Origin of the sequence: Arenibacter algicola (assembly GCF_018860365.1) — a bacterium.
Taxonomy (GTDB): Bacteria; Bacteroidota; Bacteroidia; order Flavobacteriales; family Flavobacteriaceae; genus Arenibacter; species Arenibacter algicola_B.
Genome location: NZ_JAHKPO010000001.1, coordinates 243,044 through 257,581, shown reverse-complemented (window position 1 = coordinate 257,581; position 14,538 = coordinate 243,044). Strand labels below are relative to the sequence as shown.

General features: G+C 39.4%; 8 protein-coding genes and 1 riboswitch. Of the genes, 7 read left to right on the top strand and 1 reads right to left on the bottom strand.

What is annotated here, in order from left to right; genetic code table 11:
• Positions 1-6 precede the first annotated feature (6 nt).
• Together KO529_RS01145 and KO529_RS01140 are read left to right on the top strand one after the other, a co-directional pair.
• Positions 7-537, top strand: a complete 531-nt coding sequence (locus tag KO529_RS01145; RefSeq protein ID WP_111624331.1) for an inorganic diphosphatase — start codon at positions 7-9, stop codon at positions 535-537.
• A gap of 114 nt (positions 538-651) precedes the next feature.
• Positions 652-3,066: a sodium-translocating pyrophosphatase gene (locus tag KO529_RS01140; protein WP_215946089.1), complete on the top strand. Its 2,415-nt coding sequence runs from the start codon at positions 652-654 to the stop codon at positions 3,064-3,066.
• 366 nt (positions 3,067-3,432) lie between these two features.
• Here the strand turns inward: KO529_RS01140 and KO529_RS01135 are convergent, their stop codons facing one another.
• Positions 3,433-4,047, bottom strand: a complete 615-nt coding sequence (locus KO529_RS01135) for a deoxynucleoside kinase (protein ID WP_031445163.1) — start codon at positions 4,045-4,047, stop codon at positions 3,433-3,435.
• A gap of 197 nt (positions 4,048-4,244) precedes the next feature.
• Here KO529_RS01135 and KO529_RS01130 point away from each other — a divergent pair, with 197 nt between their 5' ends.
• From KO529_RS01130 to thrA, 5 genes are all read left to right on the top strand, one after another.
• Positions 4,245-5,093 (top strand): GLPGLI family protein, encoded by an 849-nt coding sequence (locus KO529_RS01130; protein WP_215946088.1) that lies wholly within the window; start codon positions 4,245-4,247, stop codon positions 5,091-5,093.
• A 54-nt stretch (positions 5,094-5,147) separates the two neighbouring features.
• A complete protein-coding gene (locus KO529_RS01125) occupies positions 5,148-7,835 on the top strand; it encodes a carboxypeptidase regulatory-like domain-containing protein (protein ID WP_215946087.1) in 2,688 nt (895 codons plus the stop codon).
• Positions 7,836-8,079: 244 nt separating this feature from the next.
• Positions 8,080-9,336, top strand: a complete 1,257-nt coding sequence (metK, locus tag KO529_RS01120; protein WP_215946086.1) for a methionine adenosyltransferase — start codon at positions 8,080-8,082, stop codon at positions 9,334-9,336.
• A gap of 75 nt (positions 9,337-9,411) precedes the next feature.
• Positions 9,412-9,520: riboswitch (SAM riboswitch) on the top strand.
• 157 nt (positions 9,521-9,677) lie between these two features.
• Complete coding sequence (locus tag KO529_RS01115) at positions 9,678-10,970, top strand: O-acetylhomoserine aminocarboxypropyltransferase/cysteine synthase family protein (RefSeq protein ID WP_215946085.1); 1,293 nt, start codon at positions 9,678-9,680, stop codon at positions 10,968-10,970.
• Positions 10,971-11,112: 142 nt separating this feature from the next.
• Positions 11,113-14,499: a bifunctional aspartate kinase/homoserine dehydrogenase I gene (thrA, locus tag KO529_RS01110; RefSeq protein ID WP_215946084.1), complete on the top strand. Its 3,387-nt coding sequence runs from the start codon at positions 11,113-11,115 to the stop codon at positions 14,497-14,499.
• Positions 14,500-14,538 lie beyond the last annotated feature (39 nt).

Genomic DNA, 14,538 nt, shown 5'->3' with positions numbered 1-14,538 from the left:
AACCATATGAGCAGTGAAGATATTACGTCGTTCGATGTATTGATCGAAATACCAAAGGGTAGTAGAAACAAATATGAATACGATTTTGCCCTAAAGAAGATAAGGTACGATAGGATGATTTTTTCATCCATGATGTATCCGGCCGATTATGGGTTTGTCCCAGAAACCTTAGCATTGGATGGCGATCCATTGGATGTCCTTGTTTTGGTGACCGAAGCAACATTTCCCGGTTGTGTAATGGAGGTAAAACCTATCGGCGTATTTCATATGACCGATGAAAAAGGTCCGGATGAAAAGGTGATCTGTGTGCCCGTATCGGATCCAGTCTGGAACAAGATCAATGATTTAAACGAATTAAACCCGCATTTAATAAAGGAAATAGAACATTTCTTTAAGGTTTATAAGGATCTTGAAAAGAAAAAAGTCGATGTTGGTGGATGGGGAGAGCAACAAGAAGCAAGGGAAATTGTCGCAAAATGTATCCAAAGGTTTAAGGATAGCGATGTCCCAAAACAGGATGTAAGTATAAAGTATTAATCCTTAATTTTTTAAAAAGTAAAAAAGCAATATTGCGGAAGTAATATTGCTTTTTTTATTCTGGCATATTTTACTACTTTTGCCCCTCAAAATATATAACAAATAATCAAACAAATGGAATCAATAATTATTTACTTGCCAATAATTATGGCATTGGTAGGTCTTGCTTTTATGGCGGTAAAAAGGTCTTGGGTATTAAAACAAAATGCTGGAGACGGAAAAATGAAAGAAATTTCAGATTATATCTATGAAGGGGCCTTGGCTTTTCTTAAAGCAGAATATAAATTATTGACCATCTTCGTTATAGGGGCCAGTGTTGCGTTGGCCGCAATTTCTTTTATAGTACCTACTACGCATATTCTTATTGTAGTAGCTTTTATTTTTGGTGCATTCTTTTCTGCATTGGCAGGTAATATGGGAATGAAAATTGCCACAAAAACAAATGTTAGAACCACGCAGGCTGCCCGTACCAGTTTGCCACAGGCATTAAAGGTGTCTTTCGGTGGTGGAACTGTCATGGGACTTGGGGTTGCTGGTTTGGCCGTTTTGGGCTTAACTGCCGCCTTTATATTATTGTTTCAATTTTTTATGAACGGTACTTGGACATCTACAGAGGACATGACCATTGTTCTTGAAACATTGGCCGGTTTTTCCCTTGGTGCGGAATCTATTGCCTTGTTCGCAAGAGTTGGTGGAGGTATCTATACCAAGGCTGCAGATGTAGGTGCGGATTTGGTTGGTAAGGTTGAGGCAGGTATTCCAGAGGATGATCCGCGTAACCCGGCTACCATTGCAGATAACGTTGGGGACAATGTTGGGGATGTTGCAGGTATGGGTGCGGATTTATTTGGTTCGTACGTAGCTACCGTTTTGGCGGCTATGGTACTTGGGAATTATGTTATTAAGGATATGGGTGGTGCCATCCAGGATGCCTTTGGTGGTATTGGACCAATTTTATTGCCTATGGCCATTGCCGGCTTTGGAATTATTTTTTCCATTATAGGTACTATGTTGGTTAAAATAAAAAACAACGAAGCCAAGGAAAAAGAAGTGCAGGGTGCTTTGAACATAGGAAACTGGGTTTCTATAGGTTTAACATTGATAGCCTGCTTTGTATTGGTAAAATACATGTTGCCAGAAACCATGCAAATGGAGTTTTTTGGTGAAGGTTTAAAAGATATTTCTTCCATAAGGGTGTTTTATGCAACCGTTATTGGTTTGGTTGTAGGTGGGGTTATTTCCTCGGTTACTGAATATTATACAGGTTTGGGTACAAAGCCGGTTATGGCCATTGTGCAAAAATCAAGTACTGGTGCTGGGACAAATGTTATTGCCGGTTTGGCTACTGGGATGATTTCTACATTTCCTACTGTTCTAATTTTCGCAGCAGCAATTTGGTCTTCCTATGCCTTGGCAGGTTTTTATGGGGTGGCATTGGCCGCTTCTGCAATGATGGCTACTACAGCCATGCAATTGGCTATTGATGCGTTTGGACCTATTTCCGATAACGCTGGTGGTATAGCGGAAATGAGTGAGCAAGATCCTATTGTAAGGGAGCGTACAGATATATTGGATTCCGTGGGGAACACCACAGCAGCAACTGGAAAAGGATTTGCTATTGCCTCCGCTGCTTTGACCTCATTGGCGTTATTTGCAGCTTATGTAACCTTTACAGGTATCGACGGAATTAACATTTTTAAAGCGCCAGTTTTGGCCATGTTGTTCGTAGGTGGTATGATTCCGGTGGTTTTCTCCGCCTTGGCCATGAATTCGGTTGGTAAAGCGGCTATGGATATGGTGTACGAAGTGCGTAGACAATTCAAGGAAATTCCAGGAATTATGGAAGGCACTGGGAAACCAGATTATGCAAAGTGTGTTGATATTTCAACCAAAGCAGCATTACGTGAAATGATGTTGCCAGGAATTCTGACCATTGGCTTCCCTATTGCTATTGTGCTTTTAGGAAAATTGGTTTATGGTAGCGATAATCAATTGATTGCTGAAATGTTGGGAGGTTATATGGCCGGTGTTACTGTTTCTGGGGTGCTTTGGGCTATATTCCAAAACAACGCCGGTGGTGCTTGGGATAACGCTAAAAAATCTTTTGAAGCCGGTGTTGAAATTAATGGTGAAATGACCTATAAGGGGTCTGATGCCCATAAAGCGGCGGTTACTGGAGATACGGTTGGTGATCCATTTAAGGATACTTCCGGACCTTCAATGAATATTCTTATAAAACTTACCTGTTTAATTGGATTGGTAATAGCCCCAATATTGGGTGGACATTTGGAAACAGGGATTGCCGAGCAGGAAGTGCAGATTGAAATGAATGTGGAATCAGCAGATTTGGCGCAGGCTGTAATTACTTATAGCACTACGGTGAATGGTGAAACCACCACAGAAGAAAAAACTTTCAATGGAACCAAGGCGGAAGTAAAAGCCCAATTGGAAGCATTTGAAAAGACTACTCAAGTATCGGATAAAAATGATAATAAAGTGGTTATAGAGAAAATAGATATTAGAAAGTAAGTTGTAAAACTTATATTTTGGCATCATATTAAAAACCCCGTTCAAACGGGGTTTTTTACTTTTTAAGGTGTTCTTACATAACGCGGTAAATGGATTACCACGATATAACCACATTGGGCATTGTCTTCGGATTAGGCCTTTTGGTTGCCTTCAGCGCGAAAAGGCAAATAGTGAACTGGCGGGGGTACGGACCTTTGCCCTGATTTCAATTTTAGGGGTTTTGGCAGGGTTCTTAAGTAAGGACTATTAAAATCCATTTATTCTGCCGGTTCTTGGCATTTCTAACCATTGGTTTTTATCGGTAATGAAATATGAACTACTGCAGGTGTATTATATATTGCCAGAAAGGTTTCATAGGATTATGTTTTAAAAAAGGCCATTGATCTCGGCGTCAATTTTATTGATGACCAAGCCTAAATCTTCCGGTTCGTCCACGAAATTCAATTTGTCTACATCAATTACCAATAGATTTCCTTTTTCATAGCTTTGCGCCCATGCTTCATAGCGTTCGTTCAAACGGCTTAGGTAGTCGATGGAAATACTGTTTTCATATTCACGCCCGCGCTTGTGGATTTGATTCACCAAATTTGGGATGGAACTTCTTAAATAAATTAATAGATCTGGTGGCTGTACCAGAGTTTCCATTAATTCGAATAGACTGGTGTAATTGCTAAAATCCCTATTGGTCATTAAACCCATGGCATGAAGGTTTGGGGCAAAAATGTGGGCATCTTCGTAAATGGTCCTGTCCTGAATAGTGTCTTTGCCGCCCTTCCTTATCTGTAAAATTTGTCTGTACCTGTTGTTTAAAAAGTATATCTGGAGATTAAAGCTCCATCTTTCCATTTGATTGTAAAAGTCGTCCAAATAGGGATTGTCAACCACATCTTCAAATTGGGCCTCCCATTGGTAGTGTTTGGAAAGTAATCTTGTCAAGGTTGTTTTGCCAGCCCCAATATTTCCTGCAACGGCGATATGCATAGGTTTGTAATTATGGTTAGTGTTTTGTGCACTTGTAATAAAGAGGTACAATATACAAGATATCGGGTGCATGATAAAATCTTTGTTAGAATATCCGATAAAAAACTTATGGGAAAGGATAATTGTATTTTTTATTGATTTCGGATTAAACCAAATCAAATTGTTGCAGTCTTAAGCTTAATATAAAATGTTAAAAAATGAAAAGTTTCTATTTATTCTCTTTGATGCTATTGGCATCCCATTTCGGAATTTATGCCCAGGATTTTCAGGGCGAGGCTACCTATTTTAGTAAAACTACGGTTAATATGGATTTTGGGGGAAGGCAAATTCCAGAGGATAGAAAAAAGGAAATAATGCAAAGAATGAAGGAAGCCAATGAGCGGACCTATATTTTAACCTTTGACAAATCCACTTCGATCTATAAGGAGGAGGAAAGATTGGAACAGCCTGGCAACGATAGGGGAGGTAGACGATTTGGTATGATGAGCGGAGCCGGTGGCGATTATTATAAGGATGTGAAGGAAGGTAGATATTTGGTTAAAAATGAACTTTTCGGAAAGATTTTCCTAGTAGATGATACATTGCCAAAATTGGATTGGAAACTCGGAGGGGAGTCAAAGCAGATTGGTAATTATACAGCTTTTAAGGCCACTGCCATCAGAACTATTAAAAGGCCCAATATGCGGGCAATTTTTCGTAGAGGAGGGGAGAATAGTGAAAACAAGGAAGAGGAATTTACAGAAAAGGATATTGAGATAACAGCTTGGTATGCTCCGGATGTTCCGGTAAATCAAGGTCCGGGGGAGTATTGGGGGCTTCCCGGTCTAATTTTGGAGGTTAAAGATGATATTACGGTTATTCTTTGTACAAAACTGGTGCTCAATCCAACAGAGAAGAAAGAGATAAAGGCGCCCAATAAGGGCAAGACGGTTACCCAAGAGGAATATGATAAAATATCCAAAGATAAGATGGCCGAGATGAGGGAGAATTTCCGTCGTGGTGGCGGAGGCGGAGGCAATAGAGGTGGTGGAGGTGGCAGGCCATAGTTCAACTGTTTTTAGTCACAATAAATAATTTAGGTATTTTAATTTTTTTTATAGATGTACAATAAGAATGTTTATTCCGTACTGGTAGCTATTTTTGCTTTTACTACAGCTTTTGGTCAAGAAATTACCCTAACGGGAACAGTTAAGGATTCCATAGGAGTGGGGATCGATATGGCAAATGTTATCGCCATAAATACAGAAACCAAAGCGTTGGAATCTTACGGCATAACAAACCATAGTGGACTCTATAAGTTAAATTTAAAAGCGGGGGCAAATTTTAATGTTCGCGTAAGCTATTTGGGTTTTAAAACGGAAGAATTCTCTTTTACGGCACCTACCAATGATGTTAACAAAGACATCGTTCTTTACGAGCAAACCAATCAATTGGACGAGGTTGAGGTTACCTATGAGATGCCTATCTCAGTGAAAGGCGATACCATAGTATATGATACGGATTCCTTTGTTACGGGTACGGAAAAAAAGCTTAAGGATGTGCTGGCCAATTTGCCTGGAGTGGAAATAAATGATGATGGGCAAATAGAGGTAGAAGGAAAAAAAGTGACCAAAGTAATGGTAGAGGGGAAGGATTTTTTCGACGGGGACTCCAAGTTGGCGGCAGACAATATTCCAGCCAATGCATTGGATAAAATAGAGGTGTTGAGGAATTTTAACGAAGTAACCCAAATGAAGGGTCTGACCAATGATACGGACAATGTAGCTCTCAATATTAAACTGAAAGAAGGGAAAAAGAGATTTTGGTTCGGGGAAATTACGGCAGGCTATGGTACCAATGATAGCTATTTGGCACATCCAAAACTCTTTTATTACAGTCCTGACTATAGTATCAATATTATTACGGATCTCAATAATATTGGGGAAGCTCCTTTTAATAGACGGGATTACCAGAGTTTTACCGGCGGATTTAGAAATCTAGGTAGCTCTAGTGGAAGTTCTATAGATATTGGTGGGGATGGCTTGGGACTTTCCAGTCTTCAGAACAATAGGGCGAAAAATATAGATACTAAGTTTGCTGCTGTGAACTTTAGTTATTCCCCAAAGGAAAATTGGGACCTGAGCGGCTTTGGTATTTATTCCTATACCGGGACCCTAATGGAAAACCAAACAAGAAGGGTTTACATCTCCTCCAACGAAACGGAGGATGCCACTACTTCTACAGATCAAACGGCTCATTTGGGATTGGCAAAATTTAGTTCCATGTACAAGCCTAATGAGAGATTTCAATTTGATTACGACATACTCTTGAAACAGTCTAACGATGATGAAATTGAGAATGTTATTTCAATTTCCACGATTACCGATGAAATTACGGAAACGAAGAAGCAAAAGCCTATTTCTGTAAATCAAAATGCCAATATTTATTATACTACTTTAAATTCAAAGAATATTTTCGCATTTGAAGCCCAACATATTTATCAGGATGAAGATCCATTTTACAGCGCCATAAGGGATAATTTTGCCTTTATCGATATTTTTCCGGTAGATGAAAGTCAGAGTATATATAACCTTAATCAAGGCAAAAATACCATAACCAATAAAGTGGATGCGAAGTTGGATTATTATTGGGTAACGGGCCAAAAGAGTAATTTAAACTTTACTCTGGGTACTACACAGAGTCATCAGAATTTTAATTCCGATATTTTTCAAATATTGGATGGAGGGGCACCATTGACTTTTACCGATAGCGAGTTCAATAACGATGTTACCTATACTATTTCGGATTTGTATTTGGGTTTTCATTATAAAGTAATAGCTGGGATTTTCACCTTTAACCCTGGTGTTACCTTACATCAATACGGTACTAAAAACGATCAGCTGGGGACTACCGTTGAGGATAATCTAACAGCCTTGTTACCTGATCTGTACATAAATGCGCAACTTAAAAAATCAGAAAACATCCGTTTCAATTATAGGGTGTCAAGATCTTTTACGGATGTCAATAATTTTGCTGAGGCCTATGTGCTCAACAACTATAATTCTGTTTATTCGGGGAACAGGGACTTGGAGAGTGCTTTGAACCATAACCTATCATTGAACTTCTTCAGTTTTAATATGTTCAATTTCACTAACATTTTCGGGAACGTTACCTATACTAAACGAATAGACGCACTTAAAAGTTCTTCGGAAATTATTGGGATAAACAGGATTGGGACCACTATAAATTCAAATTTGGAAGACGAATCCTTAAGTGCCAATGGTAGGTATCAACGGACATTTGGTAAAATAAAGGCTTCTGTTGGGGCAAATGTTTCCTGGTCCGCTACCAACAACATTATTGACCTTCAGCCAAGAAGGTCGGAATCCTTTACCCAGAATTATACATCTTCCCTAGCTACCAATTTTAGGAATGCCCCTAATTTGGAGGTAGGGTACAGGTATACGGTAAATAACTATGATAATGGGGGTAGGACTACTACCTTTTATACGGATCGGCCCTATGCCAAGTTTGATGCTACCTTTCTAAAGAGCTTCATTTTTACCTTGGATTATGACTATTATAAATACATGGACAAGGAAAATACCATTGATAATACCTATAGTTTTTTGGAAGGTAACCTCAGTTACCAGAAAAAGGACAGTCCGTGGGAATTTGGAATAAAGGGTACCAATCTACTTGGAACGGATACCTTGAATAGGGATAGCACCAATGAATTATATTTTACGACCTCTTCTTATTTCATTCAACCCCGGTATATCTTGTTTACCGTTAAATACGATTTATAGTTTTTTAGGGCCAATTTTAAAATTGTTGTTAAACATTTTTAGTTACGTCAAGAATTCTTGTACTTTTGTACGCGAAAAATATCGAGGAAGGATTTGACTGATTGCAACCTCATGTGCTGAATTAGTTTCGGCATAACTAAATGCTAAAGCAGTTTAAGTTGTTCTGTTCCGTTGGAACTGTAACATCAACTCTTCTCTAGTGTTCTTGGTCAAATCCCTATTAATTTTTATTTAGAAAGGATTTATGGCATATTTATTTACTTCGGAATCGGTTAGTGAAGGGCATCCAGATAAAATAGCGGATCAAATTAGCGATGCGTTATTGGACCATTTTTTGGCTTTTGACTCGGAAAGCAAGGTGGCTTGCGAAACCTTGGTAACTACTGGTCAGGTGGTATTGGCCGGGGAAGTTAAGAGTCATACCTATCTTGATGTGCAGCAAATAGCGAGGGATGTTATCAATAAAATCGGGTATACCAATGGCGACTATAAGTTTAGTGGAGATTCCTGTGGTGTAATATCATTGATCCATGAGCAGTCCAAAGAGATCAACCAAGGGGTGGATCGTGGTGCAAAAGAAGATCAAGGGGCAGGAGATCAAGGTATGATGTTCGGCTATGCCACTAAGGAAACGGAAAACTATATGCCCCTGGCCCTGGATATTTCCCATAAAATATTGCAGGTTTTGGCGGATTTGAGAAGGGTGGGAGATACAATTTCATATCTAAGGCCAGATGCCAAGGCACAGGTGACTATCGAATATTCCGATGATAATGTTCCGCAACGTATAGATACTATTGTTGTTTCTACCCAACATGACGAGTTTGATAAGGATGATGATCTGATGTTGGCCAAAATTAAGAAGGATATTATTTCCATTCTTATTCCAAGGGTAAAGGAACAATTGCCAGAGGCAATCCAAAAGCTTTTTAATGATACTATAAAGTATCATATTAACCCAACCGGGAAATTTGTAATTGGAGGTCCCCACGGTGATACAGGTTTAACCGGAAGAAAGATTATTGTAGATACCTATGGAGGCAAAGGAGCTCATGGTGGAGGTGCATTTAGTGGGAAAGACCCTAGTAAAGTAGATCGTAGTGCAGCTTATGCCGCAAGGCATGCAGCCAAAAATCTTGTTGCTGCCGGGGTTGCCGATGAAATTTTGGTTCAGGTTAGTTATGCTATTGGTGTTGTGGAGCCTACTTCTATTTTTGTGGATACCTATGGTTCTGCCAAAGTAGCTTTGAGCGATGGTGAGATTGCCAAGAAAGTGGCCCAATTGTTCGATATGCGTCCTTTTGCCATAGAAGAAAGGTTGAAACTCAGAAACCCTATTTATTTGGAAACGGCGGCCTACGGACATATGGGCAAGGAACCTAAGAAAATAACCAAGGTTTTTGAATCGCCATACAACGGACGGGTAGAAAAAGAAGTAGAATTATTTACTTGGGAGAAATTGGATGCCGTTGATTTGGTGAAAGAAGCCTTCGATTTATAATTTTATTGAAAAGATTAGGAAAAAAGAATTTTCCATACCTATATTTGCAAACCTAAAGTTCAAACACTTATTGAATTGTTATCAAGAAAGGTGGAGGGAATAGACCCTTTGAAGCCTTAGCAACCCTTTGATCCTTAATTAAAGAAGGTGCTAAATTCTACCTAAATACTGGGCCAAATTATTTTGGTTTGTTTTACAGTATCCATGGCAGATAACACTAACGGTTACTTCTGTAACGGATTTTCTTTTTAACTTTTTGATTTTATAATATTGCACTGTCCGCATTATTTGTTTTGGCTTTTTATTTTATCTATTTTAATAATATAAAAAAACAAGAAATCATGAGTACTCAAAAATTTTCAACAAACGCTTTACATGCCGGGCATGACACAAAATTAACAGCTGGTACCAGGGCTGTACCTATTTATCAGAATACCGCCTATGTGTTTAATAATACGGACCATGCGGCCAATCTTTTTAATTTATCGGAACCTGGATATATTTACACTAGGCTGAACAATCCTACCAATGACATCTTGGAGCAGCGTTTGGCAGCTTTGGAAGGTGGTCTTGCCAGTGTGGTTACCGCATCAGGTACAGCAGCCATTTCCACAGCATTATTGGTTTTGCTTAAAACGGGAGATCATATAGTGGCTTCCAGTAGCCTTTATGGAGGTACCTATAATCTGTTGGCGGTGACTTTGCCTAGATTGGGTATTACCACCACCTTTGTTGAGCCAGGGGACGAGGAGAATTTTGCGAATGCCATTCAGGAAAATACCAGAGCTATTTTTGTAGAATCCCTGGGAAATCCAAAATTGGACGTGTTGGATTTGAAGGCAATATCCGAAGTGGCCAAAAAAGCAAAAATACCTTTTATAGTGGATAATACGGTTGCCACAAGTGCTTTGGTTAAACCTATTGAACACGGGGCAAATATTGTAATACATTCCCTTACAAAATATATCAATGGCAATGGTACTTCTATGGGAGGTGTCATTGTAGATGCCGGTACTTTCGATTGGAGCAGTGGTAAATTCCCTGAGTTTACGGAGCCATCTCCCGGATACCACGGTTTGGTTTATCATGATGTCTTGGGTGCGGCTGCCTTTATTGCAAAGGTGAGAATTGAAGGCTTAAGGGATCTCGGTGCTGCCTTGAGCCCATTTAATGCCTTTCAAATTATTCAAGGTTTGGAAACATTGGAACTTCGTATCAAGAAACACAGTGAAAATGCTTTGGAATTAGCTAAATGGTTGGAGGATAGAAAGGAAGTGGCATGGGTAAACTATCCAGGCCTTTCATCCAGTCCATATTATTCCTTGGCCAAAAAATACCTTCCAAAAGGACAAAGTGGAATAGTGACCTTCGGGGTTAAAGGCGGATACGAATCGGCCAAAAAAGTGGTGGATGAAACCAAGCTATTCTCCTTATTGGCAAATATTGGGGATACCAAGTCTTTAATTATTCACCCTGCAAGCACCACGCACCAACAATTGGATGATGAAGCCCAGCAATCTACAGGCGTAACAAAAGATCTAATACGTCTATGTGTAGGTTTGGAGGATATTGAAGATATAAAAGCAGATTTGGTTCAAGCATTTTCAGTCATTGATAAATCTGTTTTAGCATAAAAATTATTTTATTTCCTTTTATAGTCATTAACAAAGTGATAAGGGAGTGCGGCAATTAATTTGTATAATATTAAGGCACTCCCTGATCATTTCATCATCAATGACAAAGTTCTATCAAGAAAATTATTAGTTTAAACAACTTATGTTACATCATCTTTCAATAAATAAATACGTTACCTATAGCGGCAAAACCTTGGATATTAATTTGTCCTACGAGATCTTTGGCCAACCATTGCATTCCGCACCTATAATAATGGTGAACCATGCCCTTACAGGTAATTCCAATGTGGCAGGCGAACATGGCTGGTGGACAACATTGATAGGAGAAGGAAAATGTATTGATACCAAAAAATACACCATTCTTTGCTTTAATATTCCGGGAAATGGGTATGACGGGTTTGTAATAGATAATTATAAGGATTTTGTTGCCAAGGACATTGCCAAGATTTTCCTTCTGGGACTTGAGGCTTTAAAAATAGGTAAGTTATATGCGCTTATAGGGGGATCTTTAGGCGGAGGTATCGCTTGGGAAATGGCAGCAATTGATCCGCACTTAACGGAACATCTTATTCCAGTAGCATCTGATTGGAAGTCTACGGATTGGCTTATTGCCAACTGCCAGATTCAGGAACAGTTCTTGGTGAACTCCAAGCAGCCCGTACATGATGCACGTATGCATGCCATGCTTTGCTATAGGACACCGGAATCCTTTAAGGAGCGTTTTAAGAGAAGCACCAATGAGGAACTGAAAGTCTTTAATGTAGAGAGTTGGCTAACGCACCATGGTAAAAAATTACAGGAACGTTTTCAATTGTCGGCCTACAAACTAATGAATCAACTGCTGAAGACTATTGATATAAATAGAAATGGGGAAGAGGCATTCATTAATCTTCAAAATAGCGATACCAATATCCATATCATTGGGGTAGATTCCGACCTTTTTTTTACGGCCCAGGAAAACAAGGATACCTTTAAGAAATTGGCCCAGGCCAACAGCAATGTAACCTATGGGGAAATACATTCCTTACACGGGCACGATGCCTTTTTGATCGAGTTCAATCAAATGGAGGAGTTGTTAAAGGGAGTTTTTGAGCGCAATGGAAGATCTAAAAAAGTCAAGGTCCTAAAATTTGGAGGCAAATCATTGGCCAATGGAGAGGGGTTGGATACTGTACTTCAGATAATAACGGACAAGGTTGCCAATGGTGAAAATATTGCGGTTGTGGTATCGGCCAGGAACAAGGCTACGGACGAATTGGAAGGGATGCTGGACAAAGCGGCCAAGGGGCTTGATTATGTAACGGATTTTGAACAATTTGAAAAATATCAAAGGCACACTTATGACAATGTTAATCTTTCCGAAGAATTTCGGGGATTGGTAAAATTGTTCGAAGGGGTAGCTTTATTGGGCGATTATAGCCCTAAAATAAAAGATCAGGTTTTAGCTTTTGGAGAATTGCTTTCGGCTAAATTGGTGGCAAAATTACTTATAGGTAGGGGTGTCAACGCCAAATTCATTGATTCTAGACAGCTAATTAAAACAGATTCCAATTTTGGGGATGCCAAGGTATTGGAAACCTTGTCCAAGGAAAATGTAAAAAGTGAGTTCGGGAAATTGGACCTAGATGCTGTAGTGGTAACTACAGGGTTTATAGCCTCCAATGAACTAAATGAAACAACCACCTTGGGTAGAAATGGGAGCAATTACTCTGCTGCTTTGTTGGCCAATTACCTCAATGCCGAGGAGTTACAGAACTACACCCATGTAGATGGTATATTCACGGCCAACCCGGATTTGGTGACAGAGGCTAAAAGAATCTCGGAACTTTCCTATAGCGAAGCTAATGAGTTGGCAAATTTTGGAACCAATATCCTACATGCCAAGACTATTATTCCATTAATAGAAAAGAATATTCCATTGCGGATCCTTAATACCTTCAACAACGATAACGAGGGTACCTTGATCAGTGCCAAGACCAGTAAGGAAGGTATCAAATCCTTGTCGGTCATTGAAAATATGGCCTTGATCAATTTGGAGGGCCGAGGTTTATTGGGTAAAGTAGGGGTAGATGCCCGTATCTTTAGGACAATGGGCAATAATAACATAAGTGTAAGTATTATTTCCCAGGGATCATCGGAAAGAGGGATTGGTTTGGTGGTCGATGCCAAAAATGCCAATTTAGCCAAAAGGGCTTTGGAAGAGGAATTTCAAACCGATTTTAAACTACAGGACATCAATAATATTACGGTTATAGATCAAGTATCGGTTATTTCGATTGTGGGACAGGACTTGAGTACTTTTCACAAGCCATTCAATGCGCTCATCAAAAACCAAGTGGTTCCTTTGTTGTTCAACAATACCGTTTCTGGAAAAAATGTGAGTCTGGTGGTGAAAAAATCAGATTTGCACAAGGCATTGAATGTAGTGCACGGCCAGATATTTGGTATAAGCAAAAAAGTAAATATTGCCATTTTTGGTCATGGAAATGTGGGGGGGACCCTCATTGATCAAATTCTTAAATCCAATAAGACCATTGAAAAAAGAAAGGGCATCAATATCAATGTTTTTGCAGTTGCCAATTCCAAAAAGGTTCTATTGAATAAAAATGGTATTTCCAAAAATTGGAAAAGTGCCATGCAAACCAAGGCGATACCCTATAAATTAAACGATATATTTAAATATGCCAAGGATAATCATTTGGAGAACCTTATTGCGGTAGACAATACTGCCAATGAAGAATTTGTGGCCTCATATTTTGATTTCGTGGATAACGGTTTTGATTTGGTGTCGTCCAATAAGATTGCCAATACCTTGCGCTTCGATTATTATCAGTTGCTTAGGGAGGAACTTGCCAAGCATCAAAAGCAGTATTTATACGAAACCAATGTTGGTGCAGGGCTACCGTTGATAGACACCATTAAATTGTTGCATCTTTCAGGAGAGAATATTACAAGAATAAAAGGGGTCTTCTCGGGATCTTTAAGTTATATTTTCAACACTTTTTCGGAAAAGGAAGCCCCATTCTCGGTAATTTTAAAAGAAGCTATGGAGTTAGGGTATACCGAACCGGACCCACGCGAAGATCTTTCCGGTAACGATGTGGGTAGGAAACTGCTCATTTTGGCCAGAGAGTTGGATCTTAGCAATGAGTTTTCGGATATACAAATTGAAAATTTAATTCCAGAGTCGCTGCAAGATGTTGATGTAAAAGGCTTTTTGGAAAAACTGGATATTTTGGATGAGAAATTCAGCAAAATAAAGAAGGCGCAAAAACCAGGTCACGTATTGCGTTATGTGGGCGACCTTTCAGGGGACCTGCAAAAGGAAAAAGGGAAATTGGAGGTGAAATTGATCTCTGTTCCCAAAGAGAGTGCCCTTGGTCAAATAAAAGGATCCGATTCCATTATTGAGATATATACGGAGTCTTATGGACAGCATCCTTTGGTTATTCAAGGCGCAGGTGCAGGAGCTGCAGTAACGGCCAGAGGTGTTTTTGGGGATATATTGCGTATTGCTGAAAAAGGCTAAATTTTGCTGGCTTCGGCTCCGCTCAGCTACCGGGGAAAT